This window comes from Paraburkholderia sp. SEWSISQ10-3 4 (assembly GCF_030464785.1).
Taxonomy (GTDB): domain Bacteria; phylum Pseudomonadota; class Gammaproteobacteria; order Burkholderiales; family Burkholderiaceae; genus Paraburkholderia; species Paraburkholderia aspalathi.
Map to the genome: position 1 here is coordinate 39347 of NZ_JALPRI010000026.1, position 24502 is coordinate 63848.

A 24502-nucleotide genomic window follows, 5' to 3' on the forward strand; every position below is an offset into this window, starting at 1 on the left:
GCCGGTTTTCTGTCAGCATCACGGCCAGCATCCGTGGCAACCCACGTCAACCGTGCAGCGCATACGGCTACTTGAAGCGCGTGTTCGAAACACGTCGTCGTCATCGTCCTCTCCTGCTCATGAACGTCAAAACCGCCGCTGCTGCCGTTGTCGTCTCCGCTGCCATGGCAGCGCTCATGCCTGCGCTCGTCGCGGCGCAAACGGAAGCAGCCGATTCGCGCGCCGAACTCTATCGCCGCAACCTGCTGGCGGGCAAGGAGGTGCCGTGCCGCACCAACGCGTCATGCGCGGCGTTGGGCGTGGCCGCGCTCGAAGCAGGGCGCCTCAAGGACGCGCAAACGCTGGTCGCGATGGAAGCCGCGCTCGCCGAGGCCACCGCCATGCAGGCGAACGAAGAGAATTCGCCGAAAGCGACCAGTTCGGCGCGGGCTCGCGTGGCGATGGCGCTGGTTCATCAGGGCGACGTACAAGTGAGGCTGGGCGCGCTGCCGGATGCGCGCGCGTACTACCGCACCGCGGTGAGCCGCGGCAACGACTATCCCAACGACGCGCTGCTCGGTCGCGCGGTAGCGGCGGCGCGTCAGCGTCTCGAAGCGATTGCGGACAAGGCGGTAGTGGCCGGTCTGCCGCCGAACGGCGCACGCTTTGCCAGCTACATGTTTTTCGGCGCATGGAACAGTATCGAGGTGAAGCCGGTGAAAGGGCGGCACGGCGTCTATCGGATCGATGGCGACTTCGTGTATCCGACTGTCGCCGCCGACGGTCAACCGAGCGCGAACATGGGCAGCCTGTCGGCCTACGTGCGGTTCTACGACGGCGTGGCGCGCGTGCCGATGAGCGATGGTGTCGGCGATGCGCCGCTCGACGCAACCGCCAGGATCACCAATCTCGCGCCTTATGACAAACGTGCGGACAAGCCAACGGACAAGCGTGCGGACAAATGCCTGATCGAGTTCAAACTCTCCGCACCGGAAACGCTCGATGTAGCGACGCACGGCTCACCGACGGAATGCGGATTTGGCTTCAACGTTAGTGCGGACGGACGTTACTATCTGATGACAGGTTCCTGACGGCTGGCACGCTGCAGGTTGCCAGCCAGTTCACCTGCCGCCCGCATGCTTCCCCATCCGCGCTGCGTCTCTTATGATGCAGTGGCCGTGCACGATTTACCGCTGTCCAAAGCGTTTCCGCCAACAAAACTCTGATAAGAAAAACGCTCGCCATGCAAAACCTCCTCGACTATCCGGCACTTGTCTTCATCATCTGCTTTGTTGTGATGTGGCTGTCGGCGCGCATCGGCGCGTCGCTGCTGCGGCGCTTCAGAAAGATCGACGAAGACGCACGCGAGGATTTCAGCGTGATTCAGGCCGCCACGCTGACGCTGCTCGCGCTGATCATCGGTTTCACTTTTTCGATGGCGGTAGGCCGCTACGATCAACGCAAGAACTACGAGGAAGAAGAGGCGAATGCGATCGGCACCGAATACGTCCGCGCCGATCTGTTGCCCGCCGCCGACGCGGCGATCGTCCGCGGTTTGCTGAAAACTTATCTCGACGAACGCGTGCTGTTCTACGTGACGCGCAACGCCGATGAGCTCGCCAAAGTCAACGCCGAGACGTCGCGCCTGCAGGGGGCCATGTGGACTGCAGTGAAGAATGCCGCTGCCGCGCAACCGACGCCAGTGGCCGCGCTCGCTGTCGCCGGAATGAACGACGTGCTCAATACGCAGGGTTACACGCAGGCCGCGTGGTGGAATCGCATTCCTGCCGCGGCGTGGGTGCTGATGGTGCTGATCGCCGTGTGCGCCAATGTGCTGGTCGGCTATGGCGCACGTGGTTTGAAAGCGGGAGCCGGCTTGTTGCTGATCGTTCCGCTGATCGTGTCGCTGTCGTTCATGCTGGTCGCCGATATCGACAGCCCGCGCGGCGGTGTGATTCGCGTGAAGCCACTCAATCTCCATGCGCTCGCGGATTCGTTCCGCTCGCATTGAACCCGTACTGAATCCGCATCGAGTCGCATGAAGGAGAAACACATGTCCGATATCGCACAGACCATCGCCAGCTTTAATGCCGGCCGCGATCCTGAACGGCTCGCGATGAAATACAAGCTCATGCGTAGCTCGCCGTTCGTGTTTCTGCGCGGCACCTGTCATCTGTTTTACGCGCGGCTGCCGCGCGACAAGGTGCTCGACGAAGCGCCGCCGGTGTGGATTTGCGGCGATATGCATCTGGAAAATTTCGGCAGCTACAAGGGCGACAACCGCCTCGTCTATTTCGACAATAACGATTTCGACGAAGCCTGTCTCGCGCCGAGTCTTTACGAACTGGTACGGCTCCTCACGAGCGTGCTGGTCGGCGCGAACGACCTCAAGCTGAGCCGCGCGCAGGCGCTCGCGCTCTGTCACACCGCGGTCGACTCCTATAGCGCCGCGCTCGCTTTCGGCAAAGCACGCTGGATCGAAGCGGAGACGTCGACCGGCATGGTGCGCGATTTGTTCGACGCACTGGCGAGCCGCACGCGCGCCGCGCATCTGGATCGGCGCACCACGCTCAAGGGTAAGACCCGCGTGCTCAAAGTGGATGGCAAGAAAGCGCTACCGGTGAGCGACAAGGCGCGCGCCACAGTCACTGCGTTCATGCATCAGTTCGCCGCCGGTCAACCCAATCCGGACTTCTATCGCATCATCGACGTGGCGCGGCGGATTGCCGGCACCGGCAGCCTGGGTGTGGACCGCTACGTGATTCTCGTCGAAGGCAAGGGCTCACCGGACGGCAACTATCTGCTCGATCTGAAAGAGGCGCTGCCTTCTTCAGTGACGCCGCATGTGCGCACACCGCAGCCGAAGTGGCAGAGCGAGGCGCAGCGTGTGGTTGAAGTTCAGCGGCGCAATCAGGCGGTTTCGCAGGCGTTCCTGCATGCAGTCGATTTCAATCAATGCTCGTATGTGCTGCGCAGCTTGCAGCCTTCGGAAGACCGTGTGGCATTGAGCGACTGGGACGGCAAGCTGCCGCGGCTCGAAGAAGTGGTCAACAGCATGGCCCAATTGAGCGCATGGGCGCAGCTGCGCAGCGGCGGACGGCAGAAGTCGTCGATTGCGGACGAGCTGATTGCATTCGGCAATCGCAAGGATTGGCAATTGCCGCTGATTGAGCTCGCGACGCAGTGCGAGGCGCAGGTAGGGGCTGACTGGAAGGCGTATTGCGAGGCTTATGATGGTGGTGCGTTTGATTTGCCGGCGCCGACCAAGTCTTGAGAGGTTAGCCGCACTGGAGGTTCAGCGCGTAGCGCGCAAACTTGCGGAATAGCTCGCGTGTTGGCGTACGCAGTCGTACTACGCTTGCGCATTCTCACGCCGTTCCCGACCTCTTTCGATGCGCGGTGCATCCCAGCGCCGCGCATGCCAGCAAGTCCTCCAGACAAACCCTGATTGCTGCGTTCAATCCGCCACTGCTATCGTTCGCTGGTCTTTGTGGAAGCGCTTCCACTCTAGCTGCCCGGCAGCATCCACATCGAGTTTTGCCGTACCCGGTTCAATGACCTCAGCGCAGGAGAGAATCCGTGGCAAACGACGCATCCGCTGTATTCGACACCCTATCCCCAGCCGTTTCCAAGGGCTCGCCCGCCGATCCCTTCACCCCGCCCGCGGACTCTTCGCTGTGGCGCAAGAACTTCCTGCTTGGCGCCGCCACCGCTTCGTATCAGATCGAAGGCGCGGTGAATGAAGACGGCCGCCTGCCGTCGATCTGGGACACCTTCTCAGCGATACCCGGCAAGGTGCTGGCCGGCGACACCGGCGCCGTTGCCTGCGATCACTATCATCGCTGGGAAGCGGACGTCGAGATGCTGGCCTCTCTCGGTCTCGAAGGCTATCGGCTCTCGATTGCGTGGCCACGCGTGATGGATGCGGCAGGCGCGCCCAATCGCAAAGGGATCGACTTCTACAAGCGCCTCCTGAATCGTCTGAAAGAGAAGGGCATCACGACCTTCGTGACGCTCTATCACTGGGACTTGCCGCAGCATCTGGAAGATCGCGGCGGCTGGCTCAATCGCGACACCGCTTACCGTTTCGCCGACTACGCTGACTTGATGAGCTGCGAACTGGCCGGAACGGTCGACGCATGGGCGACGCTCAACGAGCCCTGGTGCTCGGCGTATCTCGGCTACGGCAACGGCCACCACGCGCCGGGCCTCGCCAACGACCGCTTTGCGACGCAGGCGATGCATCACCTATTGCTCGCGCACGGCCTCGCCGTGCCGGTGTTGCGCACCAACGATCCGGCTTCGCAGAAAGGTATCGTCGCCAACATCGGCCGCGGTACGGCCAATAGCGACAGCGCCGCGGATCAACGCGCGGCGCATCTGTTCGAAGTCCAGCACAATGCGTGGATTCTCGATCCTTTGCTCAAGGGTTCGTATCCGCAAGACCTGTTCGAGTTGTGGCCGGGCACTGAGCCGCTGGTGCTCGACGGCGATATGGAAACCATTTCCGCGCCGCTCGATTTCCTCGGCATCAACTATTACTTCCGCACCAACGTTGCGAGCGACGGCGCGCATGGATTCCGGGACGTGCCGCTCGAAGGCGTCGAGCGCACGCAGATGGGCTGGGAGGTGTATCCCGATGGCTTGCGCGATCTGCTGATCGGTTTCAAGGAGACGTATCACAACCTGCCGCCGATCTACATCACCGAAAACGGCATGGCCTCGGACGATGAGGTGACCGACGGTCATGTGGAGGATACGCAGCGCATCTCGTTCCTCAGGCGCCATCTCGCGGCGGTCGATCAGGCAATCAAGGCCGGCGTGGATATTCGCGGCTATTTTCTGTGGTCGTTGATGGATAACTTCGAGTGGGCGTTTGGGTATGAGCGTCGCTTTGGTGTCGTACATGTCGACTACAGTACGCAGAAGCGCACAATCAAACGGAGTGCTGAGCTAGTGGAGAAATTTTTGCAGGAGCGTAAGGCAAAGGCTTAACGGCAGGTGAAGCTGGTTTGTATGTCGACCTGAAACGCGGGCGCAAAGCCCGAAGGAGACGGAATGCACAGCAAAAAAATGGTCTTGCGAGGCGTAGTTGCGGCACTGGCGCTGTACGGAGTCATCGCGCATGCGGCTGAACCGCTGAAAGCCAACGTGATTCACTGGTGGACCTCCGGCGGCGAATCTGCCGCGATCCGCCAGTTTGCCGATGCGTACAACAAGGCCGGTGGCCAGTGGGTCGACAACGCGGTGGCCGGCGCCGATCAGGCGCGCTCCACCGCGATCAACCGGATCGTCGGCGGCGATCCACCCACCGCCGCACAGTTCAATACTTCCAAGCAGTTTCACGACCTGATCGATCAGGGCCTGCTGAACAACGTCGACGACGTCGCCGCGAAAGAAAACTGGAACGGCGTGTTCCCGCAATCGATCATCGACAGCATCCGGGTGAAGGGTCACTACTACGCCGCGCCGGTCGATATTCACATGCCGGCCTGGTTCTTCTACTCGAAGCCGGTGTTCCAGAAGGCTGGCATTGCCGCCGAGCCGAAGAGCTATGACGAATTCCTCGCCGATCTCGGCAAGCTGAAAGCGGCGGGCGTGATCCCGCTCGCGCTCGGCGGTCAGCCGTGGCAGGAAAAGATCACGTTCGACGCGGTCTTCGCCGACGTCGGCGGTCCCGATCTTTATCTGAAGGTGTACCGCGATCGTGACATGAACGCGGTCAAGTCGGATGCATTCAAGAAGGTGCTCGCGCAGTTCAAGCGCTTGCATGATTTCGTCGATGCCGGCTCGCCTGGCCGCAACTGGAACGATGCCACCGCGCTGGTAATTTCCGGCAAGGCCGGTGTGCAGATCATGGGCGACTGGGCCAAGGGTGAATTCTCGGCGGCCAACCAGGTTGCCGGCAAGGACTTCGGCTGCTTCCCGGGCTTCGGTCCGCATTCGCCGTATCTGGTTGCGGGCGACGTATTCGTGTTCCCGAAGACCGACAATGCCAACGCAATCAAGGCGCAGAATCTGCTTGCCACGGTGATGACCTCGCCGGCCGCGCAAGTCGCATTCAGCGCGAAGAAAGGTTCGATTCCGATTCGCCCCGATGTGGATGTGAGCAGTCTCGACATCTGCGCGAAGGAGGGCATGGCGATCATGAAGGACAAGTCGCGTCAGTTGCCGAATCCGGAGATGCTGCTCTCGCCTGACACGCAGGGCGCGTTGATCGACGTCATCACGAACTTCTGGAACAAGAACCAGTCGGTCGATGATGCGCAGAAGGCGTTTGCCAGTGCGTTGAAGAGCTAGGCGCTCATCATGCACGCGCTCAAGCTGCCGGCTGCCGACTCAAGGCATCGCAAAGGGCCGCTGAAAAAGCCGCTAAAAAAGCGTTTACCGATAGCGGCATGGCTGGCCTTGCTGCCGATGGTCCTGACTGTCGTGTTCGCGTATCTCGGCACGATGGTCTGGACCGCGCGCGTATCTCTCAGCAATTCGCGCACGTTTCCTTCCGGCGACTTCGCGGGCCTCACGCAGTACACGCGGCTCTTCAATAACGACCGCTGGTTGCTGTCGCTGCAAAACATCGTGATCTACGGCGCGTGCTTCATTGTCGCGTGCATGGTGATCGGTTTGCTGCTGGCGATTTTCATCGACCAACGCGTGGTGGCCGAAGGCGCGTTGCGCACGGTGTTTCTCTATCCATATGCGATGTCGTTTGTCGCAACGGGTCTGGTCTGGCAGTGGATTCTGAATCCTGAGCTGGGTGCGCAGGCCGTGCTGCACAAGATCGGTTTCGTGCATGCGCGCTTCGACTGGATCGTGGATCAGGATTGGGTGATTTACACCATCGTCATCGCGACGGTGTGGCAGGCGTCCGGTCTCGTGATGGCGCTGCTGCTGGCCGGCTTGCGCGGTATCGACGACGAGCTGTGGAAAGCCGCACGTATCGACGGCATTCCGCGTTGGCGCGTGTATGCGAGCATCGTCGTGCCGATGCTCGGGCCTTCCCTGTCCACCGCCTTCGTGCTGCTCTTCGTGATGGTCGTGAAGCTTTACGACGCCGTGGTCGCCATGACGCAAGGCGGGCCCGGCACGGCAAGCGAAGTGCCGGCGAAGTTCATCATGGACTACCTGTTCGGCCGGGCCAACATCGGCCTCGCGTCGGCCGCGTCGATCGTGCTGCTGGCTACGGTGCTGGCGATTCTCGCGCCGTTCTTTTATGCCCGCAGCCGCGCTGCGTTGCGCAAGGAGGTGTGATGAACACGCTCAGTCCGCCACTCAAAGGCGGCACGCCGAGCCGTGCACGTCGACGCCGCCGTTCGTTTACACCCGCACGGCTCGGCGTCTACGCGTTTCTGCTCACCGCCGCGTTGTTCTTCCTATTGCCGTTGTATGTGATGCTTGTCACATCGGTGAAACCGATGAGCGAGATTCGCCTCGGCAATCTGCTCGCTTTCCCCGCGCATTTCACACTCGATGCATGGAGTGCCGCATGGCAATCCGCCTGCACCGGGCTCGATTGCAACGGTATCCAGGTCGGCTTCTGGAATTCGGTGCGTATCGTCGTGCCCAGCACGGTGTTGTCGATCGTGATCGGCGCGGTGAACGGCTATGCGCTGTCGTTCTGGCGGCCGCGTGGGGCAGGGCTGCTGTTCGGCGTATTGCTGATGGGCGCTTTCATTCCCGTGCAGGTGATGGTCTATCCGCTCGTGCGCGTGCTCGCGAGCGTGCATCTGTTCAGTTCGCTGCCGGGTATCGTGGTGATCCACACCATCTTCGGCATGCCAGTGATGACGCTGCTGTTTCGCAACTATTACGCGTCGATTCCGCAGGAGCTGTTCAAGGCGGCGCGCATCGACGGCGGTGGTTTCTGGCGCATCTTTTTGCAACTGATGCTGCCGATGTCCACGCCAATCATCGTCGTCGCGGTCATCATTCAGGTGACAGGCATCTGGAACGACTTCATTCTCGGCCTTGTGTTCGCCGGCACGAAAAACCTGCCGATGACGGTGCAACTGAACAACATCATCAATACGACGACTGGCGAGAGGCTCTATAACGTCAATATGGCGGCGACCATTCTGACCTCCATGGTGCCGCTTGCGGTTTACTTTATTTCGGGCCGCTGGTTTGTGCGCGGCATTGCGTCCGGCGCCGTCAAGGGATAGGGCGATAAAGCATGGCAAACCTGGCTAACCTGGCAAATGCGGCCGATCTGGCTAACCCGGCTGATGCGGCGAATGTCGGGCACGCGGTGGACACCGCGGGCCTGTCGAATCCGGCCAACGTATCTATACGCAATCTGAAGATCCAGCTGGGCGCGAATACGGTGATCGAGAATCTCGATCTCGATGTGCGAGCGGGTGAGTTCGTCGTGCTGCTTGGACCATCGGGTTGCGGCAAATCCACCTTGCTGCACAGCATCGCGGGCCTGATCGACGTGACCGACGGCAGCATCGAAATTGCGGGCGAAGACATGACCTGGGCCGACCCGAAAGATCGCCGTATCGCGCTGGTGTTCCAGTCGTATGCGTTGTATCCGACCATGAGTGTCGAGCGCAATCTGTCGTTTGCTTTGCGTATCAACGGCACACCGAAGGCGGAGATTGAACGGCGTGTCAAACGGGCGTCCGAGATGCTGCAACTCGGCCCGCTGCTCAAGCGCAAGCCCGCGCAACTCTCCGGCGGCCAGCGGCAGCGCGTGGCGATCGGCCGTGCGATCGTGCGCGAGGCCGATGTGTTCCTGTTCGACGAGCCGCTTTCGAATCTCGACGCCAAATTGCGCACCGAATTGCGTCGCGAACTCAAGCAACTGCACCAGCGTCTGGGCGCGACGATGATCTACGTGACCCACGATCAGGTCGAAGCAATGACCCTCGCCACACGGATGGCCGTGATGCGCGGCGGCGTGATCCAGCAGTTCGGCACGCCCGCCGAAGTCTATGCGCGGCCGAACAATCTGTTTGTCGCGACGTTTCTGGGCTCGCCCGCCATGAATGTGCTCAAGGGCACGCTCGAGACGCGCGATGGCGCGCTACACTTTTGTACAGCGGATTTGCAACTCGATGTGTCGCATTATCCTTTCAAAAACCTGCCAACGGATCGTCTGTCATGCGTACTCGGCGTACGGGCCGAAGACGTCCACGTGGGGGAAGGCTCAAGCGGTTCAAGCGGTTCAAACTCAAAAATGAGCGAGTGCGCGAACATTTCCCTGATCGAGCCGATGGGCAACCACCGTGTCATCTGGCTCGACTATCATGGAGTGCAAATCGCGTCGATCGACCAGACGAAGACGCCGGTGGCAATAGGGGATGCCGCGACGTTCTCGTTCGATGGCGCACATATTTCGCTGTTCGAGGAAGATGGCGGCGCGCGTCTGTAGTGATGGGATGCAGCGTCGTTGAATACAACAGGCTTGACGGAGAACCGCGTGGCAACACTCAAGGATGTCGCGGCACTGGCCGGCGTCGGCATGTCGACTGCCTCACGGGCCATTTCCGGTAAGGGACCCATTTCAGCCGATGCCGCCGCGCGCGTGAAGGCCGCGATCGAAGCGCTGAATTTCCGGCCGTCGTCCATCGGTCGCGCCATGGCGACGCAATCGCTCGGCATGATCGGCATTTTCGTGCCGACTTTCTTCGGCTCCTACTACGGCACGATTCTCAAGCAGACCGACACCGAACTGCGCGCGGTGCGCCGTCACGTGGTGGTGGCGACGGGTTGCGGGGAAGTGTCGCCGCGCGAGCAGGCCATCGAGGCAGTGCGTTTTCTGATCGGCCGCGATTGCGATGGCGTGGTGGTGATCAGCCACGATCTGCACGACGAAGATCTGGACATGCTGCATCGCATGCATCCGAAGATGGTGTTTCTGAATCGCGCGTTCGATCAGTTGCCGGAGGCGTCGTTTTGCGCGGATCATCGGCGCGGCGGTGAACTGGCGGCACGCACGCTGCTCGACTATGGGCATCGGGACATTGCGGTGATTTCCGGGCCGTTCAGCGCCTCGGACAATCACACCCGGCTCGAAGGCTTCTTTGCCGAATTGTCGCGCGAGGGCATTGCGCGCGAGGACGTCACGCTGATCGAATCGGACTTCTCGCCGGAAGGCGGTTACGTCGCCGCGCAGAAGCTGCTCGATTCGGAGCGGCGCTTCACCGGCCTCTTTTGCGCGAACGACACGATGGCGGTGAGCGCGCTGGCGCGTTTCCACCAGGCGGGCATTTCCGTACCGGACGAAGTCTCGGTGATCGGCTACGACGATGATTATTCGGCCGCTTATGCCGCGCCTGGGCTCACCTCGGTGCATATCCCGACGGCGGAGTTGACCCAGAACGCCGTGCGCTGGCTGGTCAATCAGTGCTACCGGACCTCGTGGGAGATCATCCGCGAGTTTCCGGTGAGCGTGACGATGCGGGAATCGGTGGGGCCTGCACCGGGGGCTTCATCGACCAGGATCAAGGCACCCAGTTGCCGCATCGCGTCGTAGCGTCTTCGCGAAGCGGCGTATAAAGGCGCGTAGGGGCTGCTTTGGCCCCGCTTATGTTCCGCTGCGCAGCGACTGCTCGTAGCGCAGGCGCGCTTCTTCGTCGAGGCGCGTGTCTTCGAGTTCCTGCAGCACGGCTTCGAGATCGATCGGCGTGGTGTCCAGTTCGACACGGCCGGTCAATTTGGCATCCACGTGCAAGGCGCCTGCTTCGTACAGCGACCAGATTTCCTTGCCGTAGCTCGTATCGAGCAACGCGGGCGCGAAACGGCCGAAATAGGTAGCGAGGTTGTTCACGTCGCGCTCGAGCATAGCCGGCGCTTCCAGATTGCCGGCGGCATCCACGGCTTGCGGCAGATCGATAATCACCGGGCCGTCCGCCGCGAGCAGGATGTTGTACTCGGACAGGTCGCCGTGAATCATGCCGGCGCACAGCATGCGCACCACCTGGTTGAGCAACTGCGCATGCAATTCGAGTGCGCGTGCTTCGGTCATCTCGACATCGTTCAAACGCGGCGCGACGTCGCCATCCGCATCGGTCACCAATTCCATCAGCAACACGCCGTCGGTGCAGATGAAGGGCTGCGGCACGCGCACGCCGGCGTTGGCGAGCTGGAACAGCGCATCGACTTCCGCGTTCTGCCACGCCTGTTCCTGCACTTCGCGCCCATAGCGGCTGCCTTTTTCCATGGCGCGCTGCTGGCGGCTGTTCTTGACCTTGCGACCCTGCTGATAGGACGCGGCCTGGCGGAAACTGCGCTGTTTGGCGTCCTTATAGACCTTCGCGCAGCGCGTGGACTCGCCGCTGCGGACCACGTAGACGGTGGCTTCCTTGCCGCTCATCAGCTGCGAGATGACTTCGTCGATCAGGCCCTCTTCGACGAGCGGGAGCAGACGTTTAGGTGTTTTCATGCGGCCACCGGAGCGCGGTGGGGAGCGGATCGGTCGGGTGCGGCCGATTGCGAGAGGAGGTGGTGCGGGATTCGGATCATGCCGGATTATAAGGGGTATGGAGACATGTGCCGGAACACGAGCGTCAAGGTGCCGGACGCGACCGGCACACCGCGGACGTATGGTCGCCAGACGAAGACATCACGCCTGAAATACAGACTCCATTCGCTGTATTTCGGGCCGGGACAGATTCAGCGCGGCGGCTTCTTCCCGCCATGTGTCGACGGCGTCTTGAACTTCCGCGACGATGCGGCGCGCGTCTGTGTCGTCGAGTCGATAAAACTCAGCGGTGTCGAAGGCGGTTTCAAGATCCGGCAGGGCGCTCATACCGTCCAGCGTGAGCGCGTGTTCCCGCTTGCTCGGATTTGGATTCATATCGAACGCCGGCGAGAGCCGCCAACCCGAAGGCTCGCGAATGAAGCCGTGATTGCGCAGGTGATCGTCCCGGTTTCCCATGAGTACGTTGAAGACGACTCTTCTGAAGAGTTGAGCGAGATCTTCGTCGATATGACCTTGTGCGCCGTTGTCGGCGAGGTACTCGGCAATGTCCAGGTAGCCTGCTCCCGATTCGCCATCCTGACGTTCGAGCAAGGTCATGGCCGAGGTGTACATGCGCCGGCTGCCTTCACGGCGATCGAATCGTTCGACGCAGAACGTGCCATAACGTGTGCCGACATACTTGAGTTCGGATTGCGGCACCCAGATGCCGGCTTTCCTGGCCAACCGGTGAGCGATGTATTCCCACGCACCGATGTCGTAACGGTCGTCTTTGGCGGGGAATTTGGCGATCCAGAGATCATTGCCCAGGCTCGTGAAGTTCGCTTTTGGGCGAGCGCCGCCGAGCGAGGTGCCAGGGGCGATCAGCATCGCGAGCCACTGCTCGTACTCGGGCAGTTTTTCTATATCGGCTTCTTCAATGCGCAGGCTGATATACGCGAGGGTCGCGAGGTCGGTGACCGGCGGCGCGGCATCGGCGCTGTTGTCGAGAAAATGTCCGTCCACGTCCTGAAACCGCAGCGCGCCGACTCGTGTCAGGTCGTGCACGCCCAGCAGGAAATCGATCTCCTGCAAATTGCGCATAGGCCGGTCTTCGCGATCTGCCGCCGCGGCCTCGCGGCGTTCCATCAGCACGCGGCCCCAGCGATCCGGCGCCGAGTCCATGAAAACGCCGAATGCAGCGGATTTCGCAGGCGGATATTGCTCGTCGGTCCATAACTCGAGGCGCGGGTCGAGCATGAATGCGTTACGCCCATCTATCCAGCTCTTTGCATAGGCGAACGATGCCGGCAAGTCTGTGCGCGCAGTCTGGCGATACAAGGTGCCGACCTGCTGCTGGCTGCTCAGTTCGGTTGCGTCGAGAAATACCTTGAATGCATCTCGAGGTTTATTGCTAACCATCAGATTTCTTCGGGTGTTTTTTTGCCGGCTGCCCGGTTTTGACAGGGGCGGCGCCGGGCGTGTTCGTGCGCGGTTTGCGCTGACCCGGCAACTTGAGGTCCTGCAGCTTGCGGCCGAGTTCGTCGTCATGGGCGACGGCGTCCATGTCCTTGTCGAGACCCAACACGCGAAGCGCCCGCATATAGGTGCCGAGCGCAATATTCGGATCGCCTTTCTCGAGGCGGCTCAGCGTGTCGCGCGAAATGCCCAACCTTTCGGCGAACAGAACGGTTGGGAGTTCACGCCGCAGGCGGGCGAGTTTCAGGCGTTCGCCGAGCGCACGCATCTGCTTCTCGACCGACGGAAAGGGACGTTGAAAGGTGCGGGGCATGTCCGATAGATTAGGCAAATATCGAGAATATGTCAAAAGTATCGGACATATTTTCCGAGCCAGAGGTTATGATTGCCTTGATCTGACCCAGAATTTATAAGATTTGTACGATATTTAAGGCAATTTTGGTGATTTTGCCTAAAGTATCGTACAAAATAAGAGGCTCAATGATCACCCAACCACTCCAAACCCGCGCAGACGAGACCTTGCGGACCGCATGCTGTGCCGGTGGCGTATCTAATAGTGCCGCTGCTGGCCCGGGCGTTTTACGCGATCAGAACCTGGCCGTCGATCTACACGGTGGAGCTAGTCGAGTTCGTGCTGATCGGCTTGATGATGCTTTGGAGTAGCGGGTTTCGTGCCGATTCTCGCAACGTTCAAACCGGACGTACGGGCGGCGCGGCTCGGGCAGTCGGTCCATCCTGTACCCGATGGGCCGCTGCAGGATGCGTAAACCCTGAATCGCCGTAAGTGCGCAGCACCTCAGAGATGATCACCTGATACCCATCGAGCCAGTTTGCCTGCGCTGCTTTCGCTTCCAGATGCGCGGGGTGTTGCATCAACGCTTGCAATGCCTCGAGCGACGCCCAGTAATACACATTCGACGTCAGTCCTGTCGACGCGTTTTCCCACGACTCTTCGCCGAGATAGCCGGGAATGGCCTTGGCGGCGGTGGCGATGGTCTCGTCGAGCCGGTAGAACCGTTCGTCTAATTGTCGTGTCGCGAAGATGAAAGTTGACGTGTACATGGCGTAACCGGTTTGTAGGTAGGCGAACGTTTGCGCATCATAGCGCACGGTATCGAGCGCTCATTTTTTTGCGTTATTTGCCGCATTTTCAGGGGTATTCTCACGCGCCATCTGCCGCACGGCAGTAACGGTGTTGTAATAGTCCGCAACAGTCTATTGCGTTTTCCCTCATTCATTTCGCACGGCAATCGCTTAAACTTGCCAGTAACAATTTGTTACGGGGTGCGAGATGTTGGCCGTGTTCATCATCGCCTGTCCGATCTGCATCGCCGCGCTGTTCGGTTTCGCGCGGCACGTGGATCCGCTGACAGGGCAGTTCAGGCGTTAGACCCAAAATGGAGCAGTTTCGGCAGAGGTGTTCAAGCCATTACTGGTTTTAACCACTTTCTATAGCCGATCAAAGCCTCAACCCTTGCCTTGACGTGCCGAGTCACGGCACGATGCGCGATAACCTAAGTTTGGGGCACTATCGCGTATGCGGGATTTTCTGGCAAACATCATTACGCGCCTTGGCGTTTTGAAGGGCGTGCTTCCTTTGAGCCGTGCCGCGGCGGCGCGCGATGCGCTGGCCGGCGCGCAGCTTGCGTCGATGGATATTCCGCAAGTGCTCGGCTATGCGCGCATTGCCGGCATGCCGGCCGTTACCGGTCTTTACACGGTATTTCTGCCGCTTATTGCGTTTGCGTTCTTCGGCGCCTCGCGGCACCTCGTCGTGGCTGCCGACTCCGCCACCGCCACCATTTTCGCGAGCCGCCTTTCGACCATGGCGCCGGCTTCGAGTGTGGAATATGCGGCGCTTGCCGGAATGGTCGCCTTGCTCACTGCCGCGCTTCTGCTCATCGCGCGAATCTTCAAGCTTGGTTTTCTCGCTGATTTTCTCTCGCGCACGGTGCTGGTCGGCTTCTTGGCCGGCGTTGGCGTGCAGGTCGGCATCGCCATGCTGGGCGACATGTTCGGCGTCCCTGGACATGCCGCGAACAGCGTTGGCCAACTCGCGCTCGTGGTGCGCGAGGCGGCGCAGATCAATCTGCCGACGCTCGCCATTTCTGCGCTGGTCGTGGTTTCCATTCTGGTTTTCAAGCGCTTTTTGCCACGCCTGCCGGTGCCCTTGATCGCGGTGGTGGCGGGCATTGCCGCAAGTGATATCTACGGTTTCGCTGCCCACGGCATTTCAGTGTTGGGGCCGGTGGCAGGGGGACTGCCGCCGCTGCGCATGCCGTCGGTCACGTGGCAGCAATTACTCGATCTGCTGCCGGTTGCCGCCTCGTGCTTCGTGATGATCGTGGCGCAAAGCGCTGCCGCGAGCCGCGTATTTGCGGAGCGCTATCACGAGACGGTCGATACCAATGCCGACCTGCTAGGTATTGCCGCCGCCAACGCTGCCGCGGCGTTTTCCGGCGCCTTCGTGGTGAACGGCAGTCCGACGCAAACCGCCATGGCCGATCGCGCCGGCACGCGCAGTCAGTTCGCGCAGGTCGTATTCGCTGTAGTGGTGGTCGTGGTGCTGCTGTTTTTCAGCCGTTATTTGCAGTACCTGCCGCACTGCATTCTGGCCAGCATCGTGTTTACGATCGCCATTGGCCTCATCAATCTGCAGACGCTGTTTTCGATTCGCCGCGAAAGCCCCGGTGAATTCACGCTGGCCGTGTTTACCGCCGCGGCGGTGGTGCTGATCGGTGTCGAGCACGGCATTCTGGTGGCGGTGGCCTTATCGCTGCTGCGGCATGTGCGGCATAGCTACCGGCCGCACACCATGGTCCTCGTGCCCGGCGAAGGCGGCATCTGGGTGCCGGTGCCGGCCGCGCCCGGGCTCGAGACCGCGCCGGGGCTGATCGTCTATCGCTTTGGCTCCGACCTGTTCTACGCGAACGACCACTTTTTCATCGACGATGCCCGTCGCCTGATCGACCACGCGCCGAGCCCGGTGCACTGGTTTGTGATCGATTCCGGCGCGATCACCGATCTCGACTATTCGGCGGCGCGTTCGGTCGGCGAGTTGTGCGAAGCGCTAAAACGTAGCGGCGTCGAAGTGATTTTTGCGCGCGTGAATCAGTATCTGCGCTCGGATATGGACCGGCATGGCATCACGCCGACCGTCGGCGCAAACTGCATTTTCAGCACCTTGCATGACGCGCTGCGCATGGCAGGCGTGGAGCAGCCGGGTACGCAGGCCAAAGCCGCGCCGTAAACGTCATTCCGGTTTGTTTTGCAAGACGTGGTGGATTGCTTCAGGTCTGCGGCTCTTCATCGGCAAAGAAGTAGCCGATAAAGAAGCACGCGCCCGCAACCAGCGCGCCAAGCACGGGCACCGTATAGGCGAGCGCCGTACCGTGCCAAAGACTGTCGAACCATTGATGAATCTGCGCCATCACCACGGCCGCGTTGCCGCCGATGCGCTGCAATTCGATCTGATAGCGCGGGTCTGCGATGCTGTACATGGAAACGGCGCTGTCTGGCGCCGGCGCCATGACATAGATGATCACCCCGGCAATCAGACCGGCGAGCAGCACGACGACCCCCGCCAGATAGAGCCGTTTTTGCAATGGCGAATGCTTCGCCGCCGGATTCAGGTCATTGCCACCGCTCATCGTGTTCGCTTGCCCGCTCAAGTCATCAAGGCGACAGTATCGCAGAGCGGGCGCACCCCGAAGACGCGGCTAGCTTTTCGAAGTCAGCAGCTTGATCCCCGCAATGCCGAACATGATCGCGAGCGACCCGTCCAGCCAGCGACGGATCGCGACGTAGATGCGCCGTGCGGACGCAGTTGAAAACAGCACCGCGTAGCTGCTGAACACGGATACGCCGATCACCATGCAGCCGAGCACCACCGGCGCAGTGTGCGACGTGCCGCCCGCCGGCGACATAGCCAGCGAAACGATCGAGAGCCACACCAGAATCGCTTTCGGATTGGTGAGATGCAGCAACAGGCCGCGCAGATAGAGCCGTTTGAGCGGTTCGCCTTCGCGTGCGGTATTCGTAGGCAGCTTTTCCGCGCTGAATGCCGAGCGCGCGGATTTGAAGCCAAGCCACAGCAGATAAAGTCCGCCGGCAATCTTGATCGCCACCAGGCATTCCGAGTAAGTGGCGAGTACCGCCGACAAACCCAGCGACGCCAGCAACGCCCAGAAGAATGAACCGGACACCACGCCGAGCGCGAAGGTGAGCGCGGATTTTCTGCCGGCGCTCATCGCCAGCGACATGATCGCGAGATTGCTTGGCCCCGGACTCGCCGTGCCGACGAAGTAGGCGCTGTAGGCGATCAGGACATCGGCGGTGAGGAAGGAGCTGGCGGTCATGGGCGTGTGAACCTCGGCGAGGGCGAACTGCGCCGCTCGTTGCGGCACGGGGGAATCGCATGGATCGATGCGCGAACAACCATTTTGCTCGCCCGTGTGCGAATCTCACAGATACAGTTGATCTCACGTGCGGCTGCACAATCGGGCGTTTGTGGGGCAACGCGGGGCTACTCTGGCGGGCCACGTGCCGAGTCCGGCTGTATTCGGAATCAACGCCGTTCGCTGAGCATGGTCGATTTATCGATTTTGGTGTTGGTCAGATCAAATATATATCGTTTTTCACCATTTTTAATCATGGTTAAAATCTGGCCCATGCGTGCGCTTTTCCGGGCCGCTTCATTGACCGATGCACGAACCCCCTTTACCTTCAGCGAGTTCCCCCACCATGAGCGTTGCCGACACCGTTTTGCCGCCGTTCCATCTGGCGTTTCCCGTGCATAACCTCGCCGCGGCCCGCGAGTTCTATGGCGAGCTGCTCGGCTGTCCGGAGGGGCGCAGCTCCCCGGAATGGATCGATTTCAACTTCTATGGACATCAGATCGTCGCGCACCTCGCACCAGAGGAAATCGGCCACCGTCACACTAGCAAGGTCGACGGCGACGCGGTGCCGGTGCGCCACTTCGGCGCGGTGCTCTCGATGGCGCAATGGCAGGCCGCAGCGGACAAACTGCAAAAGGCCGGCATCGACTTCATCATCGAACCGCACGTGCGCTTCAAGGGCGAGGTCGGCGAACAGGCCACGATGTTCTTCCTCGATCCGTCGGGCAACGCACTGGAATTCAAGGCGTTTGCCGATATGTCGTCGTTGTTTGCGAAGTGAAGTGATGTAGGTGCGAGGGCGCCGGCGGCACGCGCCGGTGCTTCGAAACGAAAAGGCCGGTCAACAATCATGTTGACCGGCCTTTTTGCCTGGCGCTAAAGCTCGGCGATTCACCGGCCGCGCCGGAATGAATCCCGGAATCGGCGCCGGAGCGTAAGGTATTTGCTTTCCATAACTTATTCTGAAGGCATGTCTCGCGGCAGTTCGGCGAGACATGCCTTTGGCAACACCCTTAAAAGAGCGTATCTACCTCTCATCAAACGTTTGCGCGGCATGAACCCGCGTGCGTTTGAAGCGCTGCTTCTCCTTACATTAGCCTTCCTGACAATCTGGCCATTTTGGCGCCATGCAGGCGTTGGTACTATGGATCTAGCATAGGTACGGATTCACCCATCCCCTCCCATTCCTTACCTGCATTCTCTCGGGCGCGTTTCATGTGGATCGTCAACGTTGCGCTTAAGCGGCCATACACGTTCATCGTGATGGCCATTCTGATCTTGCTGGCGACGCCATTTGTGCTGTTGACCACGCCGGTCGACGTGCTGCCGGAGATCAATATTCCGGTGGTCAGCATCATCTGGAATTACACGGGGTTGTCGGCCGAAGACATGGCCAACCGCATCACGTCCGTCAACGAGCGCAGCCTGACCACCACGGTCAACGACATCGAGCACATTGAATCGCAGTCGCTCGCGGGCATCACGATTCTCAAGGTGTTCCTGCAGCCGAACGCGAACATCCAGACCGCGATCGCGCAAACCGTGGCTGTGGAACAGGCGCAGCTCAAGCAGATGCCGCCAGGCGCGACGCCGCCGCTGGTGATCAGTTATTCGGCTTCCAGCATTCCGGTGATCCAGCTCGGTTTGTCGAGCCCGAAGCTCTCCGAGCAGGCGCTCAACGACACGGCACTGAACTTCCTGCGCCCGCAACTGGTGACGATTCCGGGCGCGGCCGTACCGTACCCGTACGGCGGCAAATCACGTCTGATCTCGGTCGACCTCGACACACGCGCCTTGCTCGCAAAGGGCCTGACGCCTTCGGATGTGGTCAGCGCGTTCAACGCGCAAAACCTGATTCTGCCGACCGGTACGGCCAAGATCGGGCCGAAGGAATACACGATCAACATGAACGGCTCGCCCGCCACGGTGGAAGGGCTTAACGACATTCCGGTGCGCACGCTCAATGGCGCGACGACGTACTTGCGTGAAGTTGCGCACGTGCGCGACGGCTTCTCGCCGCAGACCAATATCGTGCGGCAGGACGGACACCGCGGCGTGCTGATGTCGGTGCTGAAGAACGGTAGCGCCTCGACGCTTTCGATCGTCAATACGCTGCAAGGCATTCTGCCGGCGGCGCGCGCCGCGTTGCCGCCGGACCTGAACATCACGGCCCTGTTCGATCAGTCCGTGTTCGTGAAAGCGGCGGTGCAGGGCGTGGTGCGTGAGGCGCTGGTTGCCGCGGCGTTGACGGCCGCGATGATCCTGCTGTTCCTCGGCAATTGGCGCAGCACCTGCATCATCGCGATTTCGATTCCGCTGTCGATTCTGTCCTCGCTGATCGCCCTGCACGCGCTCGGGCAAACCATCAATATCATGACGCTGGGCGGCCTTGCGCTCGCGGTCGGGATTCTGGTCGACGATGCGACGGTGACGATCGAGAATATCGAACGGCACCTGCATATGGGCACGAATCTGCACGATGCGATTCTCGACGGCGCCGGCGAAATCGCGATACCGGCGCTCGTCTCCACGCTGTGTATCTGTATCGTGTTCGTGCCGATGTTCTTCCTGACCGGCGTCGCGCGTTATCTGTTCGTGCCCCTTGCCGAAGCGGTGGTGTTCGCAATGCTCGCCTCGTACGTTTTGTCGCGTACGCTGGTGCCGACGCTGGCCATGCTGCTGATGGGCCATGCGCACAAGCCCAAGGCCGATGCCCGGCCGAGCGTGTTTCGGCGCATCTACCTGCGTTTCGATCACGGCTTCGAGCGCATGCGGTCCACCTACATCGTGATTCTCAGCAGCGTGCTGGTGCGGCGCGGCATGTTCGGCAGCCTGTTCCTCGGCTTCTGCGTGGTGTCGATGGGTCTGGTTTTCGTGCTCGGTGAAGACTTCTTTCCGAGCGTCGACGCCGGCGACATTCGTCTCCACATGCGTGCGCCGACCGGTACGCGCATCGAGGAAACCGCGCGTCTCGCGGACGAAGTCGAGAAGGTGATCCGCGAGGTCGTGCCGGCCGACGAACTCGGCACGATCCTCGACAACCTCGGTTTGCCGTATAGCGGTATCAATCTTTCGTATAGCAACGCGGGCACGATCGGCACGCTCGACGGCGAAATTCAGGTCGCCCTGAAAGAAGACCACCACCCGACGCAAATCTACATGGACAAACTGCGCGCGATCCTGCCGCAGCGTTTTCCGGGCGTCGAGTTCTTCTTTCAACCGGCCGACATCGTCACGCAGATTCTCAACTTCGGCTTGCCCGCCGCCGTGGACGTGCAGATTTCCGGCGCGGATCAGCAGGGCAACTTCGACGTTGCGCGCAAGCTGCTGAAACAGGTGCGGATGATTCCCGGCACCGTCGACACCCACATCCAGCAAAAACTGGACGAACCGGCGATCAATCTTCAGATGGATCGCACGCGCCTGCAACAACTCAATCTGAGTGCAAGCAATGTGGCGCAAAATGTACTGATTTCCTTGTCGGGCAGTTCGCAGACTTCGCCGGGTTTCTGGTTCAACAACAAGAACGGTGTCGAATACAGCGTCGCGGTGCAGACGCCGCAGTATCAGATCTCGTCGATCGATGAGTTGTTGCGCACGCCCGTTTCGGCCTCGGCCAACGGTCCGACGCAACTGCTCGGCAACTTGGTGCGCGTCTCGCCGCAGAATCAGTTCGCGGAAGTCACGCACTACAACATCAGGCCGGTGATCGACCTGTACGTGAGCGTCGAAAAGCGCGACCTGGGCAGCGTGGCCACGCAGGTCGACAAGCTGGTGAACAACGTGCGGGCCTCGTTGCCGCGCGGTAGCCAGATCACCTTGCGCGGGCAGGTGCAGACCATGCGCAGTTCGTTCTTCGGTCTCGGGATCGGCGTGGCGATGGCCATTGTGCTGGTGTACCTGCTGATCGTGGTGAATTTCCAGTCGTGGGTCGATCCGCTGATCATCATCAGCGCATTGCCCGCGGCACTGGCGGGCATCGTCTGGATGCTGTTCCTGACCGGCACGCACTTGAGCGTGCCCGCCTTGACGGGGGCGATCATGACGATGGGCGTCGCTACCGCCAACAGTATTTTGATGGTGTCGTTCGCGCGCCAGCGGCTCTCCTCCGGGGCGCCGCCGCTCACCGCCGCGCTCGAAGCCGGTGCTAGCCGGATCAGGCCGGTGCTGATGACGGCGTTCGCGATGATCATCGGCATGATTCCGATGGCGCTGGGGCTCGGCGAGGGCGCTGAGCAGAACGCGCCGCTCGGCCGCGCGGTGATCGGTGGCTTGCTATTCGCCACCGTGTCCACGCTGTTTTTTGTGCCACTGGTGTTCGCAGGTATTCATACCCGCCTCGCGCGGCGCCATCGCGACGATGACGACACGGATACCACGGGCGGCCACGGTAACGACGGCCCCGCGCCTGACCACGGCGGCGCAGGCAAGCCCGCGTAACGTTCAATGTAAATGACGGCTGACTGAGATGGCTGACTGAGATGACCGAAAAAACCCATGCATCGCTGGCGATTCCCGCGCGAGAGACCGAAGGCGGCCACGCCTTGCCCCCGCGCAATCGCGAATGGAAGCGCGCCAAAATCGCCATCTGGATCGTGCTGGCGCTGCTCGCCGTGGGCGCGTTGCGCACCGTGATCGCGAATGTTCTGCAAAGCCGCTCGGTCGCCGAGACGACGAAGCAGAACGCCACGCAGTATGTGAACGTGGTCAGTCCGACGCAAACCGAGGGCGGTGGCAACACCTTGTTGCCGGGCACGTTGCGCGGCTTTGTGGAATCGCCGATCTATGCGCGTTCCACCGGTTATCTGCTGCACTGGTACGCCGATATCGGCACGCGCGTGAAGCAGGGGCAACTGCTCGCCGATCTGGATACGCCCGAGATCGATCAGGAACTCGCCCAGGCGCTGGCGCAGCGCGCGCAAACCAGTTCGAGTCTCGGCCTCGCCAAAAGCTCGATGGAACGCTGGCAGCAACTGCGTCAACGCGATGCGGTTTCGCAGCAGGAACTCGACGAACGGACCAGCACCTACTCGCAGGACCTGGCCAATCTCGCTGCCGCCGATGCCAACGTGAAACGCCTGCAGCAACTCGAATCGTTCAAGCGCATCGTCGCGCCATTTGCGGGCGTGGTCACGCAGCGCAATGTGGATGTCGGCGATCTGATCGACGCGGGCAGCGGCACGAGTCGTGCATTGTTCGCGCTGGCGCAATCGGACCCGTTGCGGGTCTATGTGCAATTGCCGCAGGCGTACGCGCAAAACGTGTCGGTCGGGCAGAAGGTGGTGGTGACGCAGGCTGAATTGCCGGGGCAGCAGTTTCACGGCACGATCACGCACATCTCCGGCGCGATCGACGTGCCGACCCGTTCGTTGCAAGTCGAAGTGACCTTGCCGAATCCTGACGACAAGCTGCGGCCGGGCGCGTATGTGCAGGTAGCCGTGCCGGCGGCGGCGCATGCGCAACTGATGGTGCCGGGCAATGCCTTGCTGTTCCGCGCAGAAGGTCCGCGGGTCGCGGTGGTCGATGCGAACGGCACTGTGGCCTTGCACAAGGTCGTGATCGCGCAGGACCTGGGACAGTCGCTCGAAATCGAAAGCGGGATCGAGGCGAACGACAAGGTCATCATCAACCCGAGCGATTCGATCGCGGACGGCGATCATGTGCTGATCACGCAGCCGAAGAAAAACGGCAAGGGGGCGTCGTGATCGCGAAGCAGGCGAGTGCTTATCGGGCACTGACATCGCGAGCGACACGAACGGCGCTGGCGGTCACCGCGAGTGCGGCCTTGCTGGCTGCATGCACAGTCGGCCCGGACTATCAGCGGCCGCAAGCCGAGGTGCCGCCAACCTGGCAAACCGATTCGTACTGGCGCGTCGCGGCGCCTTCGCATGCGCCGATCTCGTTGGACTGGTGGAGCGCCTTCGACGATCAGACGCTCGGGACGCTGGAAACGCAGGCGCTCGCGCAGAATCAGACATTGGCTGCGGCGAGCGCACATTACGCGCAGGCCAAAGCGACGCTGGCGAACACCCGTGCGCAGCAGATTCCTGAAGTCGATCTCGGAGCGTCCGGGTCGCGCTTCAGAATTTCGCAGGATCGCCCGCTGACCAATTACAACACGCCGACCACGTCGACAGTACAGAACAATCTGCAACTTGGCCCGACGATCAACTACGACACCGATCTATTCGGCCGGATACGTCGTGAAGTGGAGGGCGCCGCGGCCTCCGCGCAGCAATCGGCCGACGACCTCGCCAACGCACGGCTCGTCCTCACCACTGATCTCGCCACCGACTATTTCTCGCTGCGTGAACTTGACGCCGAGATCGACGTGCTGAATCAATCGGTGAAACTGCAGCAAAAGGCACTCGATTACGTCACGACCGAGCACGATCTCGGTTCGGTGTCCGGGCTCGACGTGTTGCAGCAGAAGTCGCTGCTCGATTCGACGCGCGTGCAGGCGCAACTCCTGCTGAATCAGCGCGCACAGTTTGAACATGCGATTGCCGCCCTGGTCGGCGTGCCCGCGCCGCAATTCGCGATCGAGCCCAAAGTGCTCGCGACACAGGTGCCGGCGATTCCGCTCGGTTTGCCGAGCGACGTCTTGCAACGCCGTCCGGATATCGCCTCGGCGGAGCGCGCGATGGCCGCGGCGAATGCGCAGATCGGCGTCGCCAAGGCGGCGTTCTTTCCGAGCCTGACGCTGACGCCGAGCATCGGCTGGGAAAGCACGCAGTTCGCGAGCCTGTTTAGCGCGCCGACGCTGATGTGGACGCTCGGCGCTGCAGTGGGCCAGGTGCTGTTCGACGGCGGCCGCCGTGCGGCGAACGTGCAATTTGCGAGCGAAGGCTACAAGGCCACCGAGGCGAACTACCGCCAAACCGTGCTCAATGCATTCCAGCAGGTGCAGGACGGCATCACCGGCCTCTCCGTTCTGGATGGCGCGTCGAAGCAGTCGCGTGAGGCGGTGACCGATGCACAGCATCTTCTGGCGCTCGCCAACGATCGTTATTCGGGCGGCCTGGTCGCTTACCTCGACGTCATCACCGCGCAGCAGTCGCTGCTGACCAGCGAGCGTCAGGACGTGCAGATCCACGGCCAGCAGATGACCCTCTCGGTTTCACTGGTGAAGGCGCTGGGCGGCGGCTGGGATGCCGCGGACGTAGCGGGCGCGCAGCCGCCCGGCAATGCAACGAAGGAGGCGATGGCTCCCGCGAAGTGAGCCGCCCGACAATGACACGGC

At 61.3% G+C, this 24502-nt stretch carries 20 protein-coding genes; 14 read left to right on the forward strand and 6 right to left on the reverse strand.

Annotation, left to right across the window (positions count from 1 at the left end):
- Positions 1 to 119 precede the first annotated feature (119 nt).
- The 9 genes from M0D68_RS31810 (at position 120) to M0D68_RS31850 (ending at position 10459) form a co-directional block, all read left to right on the forward strand.
- A complete protein-coding gene (locus tag M0D68_RS31810) occupies positions 120 to 1070 on the forward strand; it encodes a hypothetical protein (RefSeq protein WP_211707591.1) in 951 nt (316 codons plus the stop codon).
- A 152-nt stretch (positions 1071 to 1222) separates the two neighbouring features.
- Complete coding sequence (locus M0D68_RS31815) at positions 1223 to 1990, forward strand: hypothetical protein (protein ID WP_266226362.1); 768 nt, start codon at positions 1223 to 1225, stop codon at positions 1988 to 1990.
- A 42-nt stretch (positions 1991 to 2032) separates the two neighbouring features.
- Positions 2033 to 3253: a DUF2252 domain-containing protein gene (locus M0D68_RS31820; protein ID WP_266226364.1), complete on the forward strand. Its 1221-nt coding sequence runs from the start codon at positions 2033 to 2035 to the stop codon at positions 3251 to 3253.
- Between the two features lie 305 nt (positions 3254 to 3558).
- The gene (locus M0D68_RS31825) at positions 3559 to 4974 is read left to right on the forward strand and encodes a GH1 family beta-glucosidase (protein WP_200620941.1); all 1416 of its coding nucleotides are present in this window, start codon (positions 3559 to 3561) and stop codon (positions 4972 to 4974) included.
- Between the two features lie 63 nt (positions 4975 to 5037).
- Positions 5038 to 6279, forward strand: coding sequence for an ABC transporter substrate-binding protein (locus M0D68_RS31830; protein ID WP_200620942.1), 1242 nt, complete (start codon positions 5038 to 5040; stop codon positions 6277 to 6279).
- A 9-nt stretch (positions 6280 to 6288) separates the two neighbouring features.
- Complete coding sequence (locus M0D68_RS31835) at positions 6289 to 7230, forward strand: carbohydrate ABC transporter permease (protein ID WP_093632943.1); 942 nt, start codon at positions 6289 to 6291, stop codon at positions 7228 to 7230.
- The gene (locus M0D68_RS31840; RefSeq protein WP_266226366.1) at positions 7230 to 8141 is read left to right on the forward strand and encodes a carbohydrate ABC transporter permease; all 912 of its coding nucleotides are present in this window, start codon (positions 7230 to 7232) and stop codon (positions 8139 to 8141) included. The genes M0D68_RS31835 and M0D68_RS31840 overlap by 1 nt, the downstream gene beginning before the upstream one ends.
- Before the next feature lie 11 nt (positions 8142 to 8152).
- Entirely contained in the window at positions 8153 to 9355 is a 1203-nt protein-coding gene (locus M0D68_RS31845; RefSeq protein WP_266226367.1) for an ABC transporter ATP-binding protein, read from the forward strand.
- Between the two features lie 48 nt (positions 9356 to 9403).
- Positions 9404 to 10459 (forward strand): substrate-binding domain-containing protein, encoded by a 1056-nt coding sequence (locus M0D68_RS31850; RefSeq protein ID WP_093632940.1) that lies wholly within the window; start codon positions 9404 to 9406, stop codon positions 10457 to 10459.
- Between the two features lie 51 nt (positions 10460 to 10510).
- On the opposite strand, the gene M0D68_RS31855 is transcribed toward M0D68_RS31850, so the two are convergent.
- From M0D68_RS31855 to M0D68_RS31870, 4 genes are all read right to left on the reverse strand, one after another.
- Positions 10511 to 11368 (reverse strand): PA4780 family RIO1-like protein kinase, encoded by an 858-nt coding sequence (locus M0D68_RS31855; RefSeq protein WP_200620945.1) that lies wholly within the window; start codon positions 11366 to 11368, stop codon positions 10511 to 10513.
- Positions 11369 to 11548: 180 nt separating this feature from the next.
- Positions 11549 to 12805, reverse strand: coding sequence for a type II toxin-antitoxin system HipA family toxin (locus M0D68_RS31860; protein WP_200651560.1), 1257 nt, complete (start codon positions 12803 to 12805; stop codon positions 11549 to 11551).
- On the reverse strand, positions 12798 to 13175 hold the full coding sequence (locus M0D68_RS31865; RefSeq protein ID WP_266226368.1) for a helix-turn-helix domain-containing protein: 378 nt from the start codon (positions 13173 to 13175) through the stop codon (positions 12798 to 12800). Before M0D68_RS31865 ends, M0D68_RS31860 begins: the two co-directional genes overlap by 8 nt.
- A gap of 377 nt (positions 13176 to 13552) precedes the next feature.
- On the reverse strand, positions 13553 to 13924 hold the full coding sequence (locus M0D68_RS31870; protein ID WP_093633240.1) for an antibiotic biosynthesis monooxygenase: 372 nt from the start codon (positions 13922 to 13924) through the stop codon (positions 13553 to 13555).
- Between the two features lie 475 nt (positions 13925 to 14399).
- Here M0D68_RS31870 and M0D68_RS31875 point away from each other — a divergent pair, with 475 nt between their 5' ends.
- Entirely contained in the window at positions 14400 to 16112 is a 1713-nt protein-coding gene (locus M0D68_RS31875; RefSeq protein WP_266226370.1) for a SulP family inorganic anion transporter, read from the forward strand.
- A 40-nt stretch (positions 16113 to 16152) separates the two neighbouring features.
- On the opposite strand, the gene M0D68_RS31880 is transcribed toward M0D68_RS31875, so the two are convergent.
- On the reverse strand, positions 16153 to 16512 hold the full coding sequence (locus tag M0D68_RS31880; RefSeq protein WP_266226372.1) for a hypothetical protein: 360 nt from the start codon (positions 16510 to 16512) through the stop codon (positions 16153 to 16155).
- A gap of 69 nt (positions 16513 to 16581) precedes the next feature.
- The gene (locus M0D68_RS31885) at positions 16582 to 17220 is read right to left on the reverse strand and encodes a LysE family translocator (protein ID WP_093633239.1); all 639 of its coding nucleotides are present in this window, start codon (positions 17218 to 17220) and stop codon (positions 16582 to 16584) included.
- 385 nt (positions 17221 to 17605) lie between these two features.
- Here M0D68_RS31885 and M0D68_RS31890 point away from each other — a divergent pair, with 385 nt between their 5' ends.
- The 4 genes from M0D68_RS31890 to M0D68_RS31905 all read left to right on the forward strand — a co-directional run bounded on the left by M0D68_RS31890 (position 17606) and on the right by M0D68_RS31905 (position 24481).
- The gene (locus M0D68_RS31890) at positions 17606 to 18040 is read left to right on the forward strand and encodes a VOC family protein (protein WP_200620951.1); all 435 of its coding nucleotides are present in this window, start codon (positions 17606 to 17608) and stop codon (positions 18038 to 18040) included.
- Between the two features lie 434 nt (positions 18041 to 18474).
- Complete coding sequence (locus tag M0D68_RS31895; protein ID WP_093632933.1) at positions 18475 to 21699, forward strand: efflux RND transporter permease subunit; 3225 nt, start codon at positions 18475 to 18477, stop codon at positions 21697 to 21699.
- 41 nt (positions 21700 to 21740) lie between these two features.
- Positions 21741 to 22964, forward strand: coding sequence for an efflux RND transporter periplasmic adaptor subunit (locus M0D68_RS31900; protein WP_093632932.1), 1224 nt, complete (start codon positions 21741 to 21743; stop codon positions 22962 to 22964).
- Positions 22965 to 22993: 29 nt separating this feature from the next.
- The gene (locus tag M0D68_RS31905) at positions 22994 to 24481 is read left to right on the forward strand and encodes an efflux transporter outer membrane subunit (protein WP_266226407.1); all 1488 of its coding nucleotides are present in this window, start codon (positions 22994 to 22996) and stop codon (positions 24479 to 24481) included.
- The last annotated feature ends 21 nt before the right edge of the window (positions 24482 to 24502 follow it).

What these genes read in the sequence shown, in the direction of transcription:
- M0D68_RS31810 (WP_211707591.1), top strand. Translation starts at nt 120, where the DNA reads ATGAACGTCAAAACCGCCGCTGCTGCCGTTGTCGTCTCCGCTGCCATG.
- M0D68_RS31815 (WP_266226362.1), top strand. Translation starts at nt 1,223, where the DNA reads ATGCAAAACCTCCTCGACTATCCGGCACTTGTCTTCATCATCTGCTTT.
- M0D68_RS31820 (WP_266226364.1), top strand. Translation starts at nt 2,033, where the DNA reads ATGTCCGATATCGCACAGACCATCGCCAGCTTTAATGCCGGCCGCGAT.
- M0D68_RS31830 (WP_200620942.1), top strand. Translation starts at nt 5,038, where the DNA reads ATGCACAGCAAAAAAATGGTCTTGCGAGGCGTAGTTGCGGCACTGGCG.
- M0D68_RS31835 (WP_093632943.1), top strand. Translation starts at nt 6,289, where the DNA reads ATGCACGCGCTCAAGCTGCCGGCTGCCGACTCAAGGCATCGCAAAGGG.
- M0D68_RS31840 (WP_266226366.1), top strand. Translation starts at nt 7,230, where the DNA reads ATGAACACGCTCAGTCCGCCACTCAAAGGCGGCACGCCGAGCCGTGCA.
- M0D68_RS31845 (WP_266226367.1), top strand. Translation starts at nt 8,153, where the DNA reads ATGGCAAACCTGGCTAACCTGGCAAATGCGGCCGATCTGGCTAACCCG.
- M0D68_RS31855 (WP_200620945.1), bottom strand. Translation starts at nt 11,368, where the DNA reads ATGAAAACACCTAAACGTCTGCTCCCGCTCGTCGAAGAGGGCCTGATC.
- M0D68_RS31860 (WP_200651560.1), bottom strand. Translation starts at nt 12,805, where the DNA reads ATGGTTAGCAATAAACCTCGAGATGCATTCAAGGTATTTCTCGACGCA.
- M0D68_RS31865 (WP_266226368.1), bottom strand. Translation starts at nt 13,175, where the DNA reads ATGCCCCGCACCTTTCAACGTCCCTTTCCGTCGGTCGAGAAGCAGATG.
- M0D68_RS31870 (WP_093633240.1), bottom strand. Translation starts at nt 13,924, where the DNA reads ATGTACACGTCAACTTTCATCTTCGCGACACGACAATTAGACGAACGG.
- M0D68_RS31875 (WP_266226370.1), top strand. Translation starts at nt 14,400, where the DNA reads ATGCGGGATTTTCTGGCAAACATCATTACGCGCCTTGGCGTTTTGAAG.
- M0D68_RS31880 (WP_266226372.1), bottom strand. Translation starts at nt 16,512, where the DNA reads ATGAGCGGTGGCAATGACCTGAATCCGGCGGCGAAGCATTCGCCATTG.
- M0D68_RS31885 (WP_093633239.1), bottom strand. Translation starts at nt 17,220, where the DNA reads ATGACCGCCAGCTCCTTCCTCACCGCCGATGTCCTGATCGCCTACAGC.
- M0D68_RS31890 (WP_200620951.1), top strand. Translation starts at nt 17,606, where the DNA reads ATGAGCGTTGCCGACACCGTTTTGCCGCCGTTCCATCTGGCGTTTCCC.
- M0D68_RS31895 (WP_093632933.1), top strand. Translation starts at nt 18,475, where the DNA reads ATGTGGATCGTCAACGTTGCGCTTAAGCGGCCATACACGTTCATCGTG.
- M0D68_RS31900 (WP_093632932.1), top strand. Translation starts at nt 21,741, where the DNA reads ATGACCGAAAAAACCCATGCATCGCTGGCGATTCCCGCGCGAGAGACC.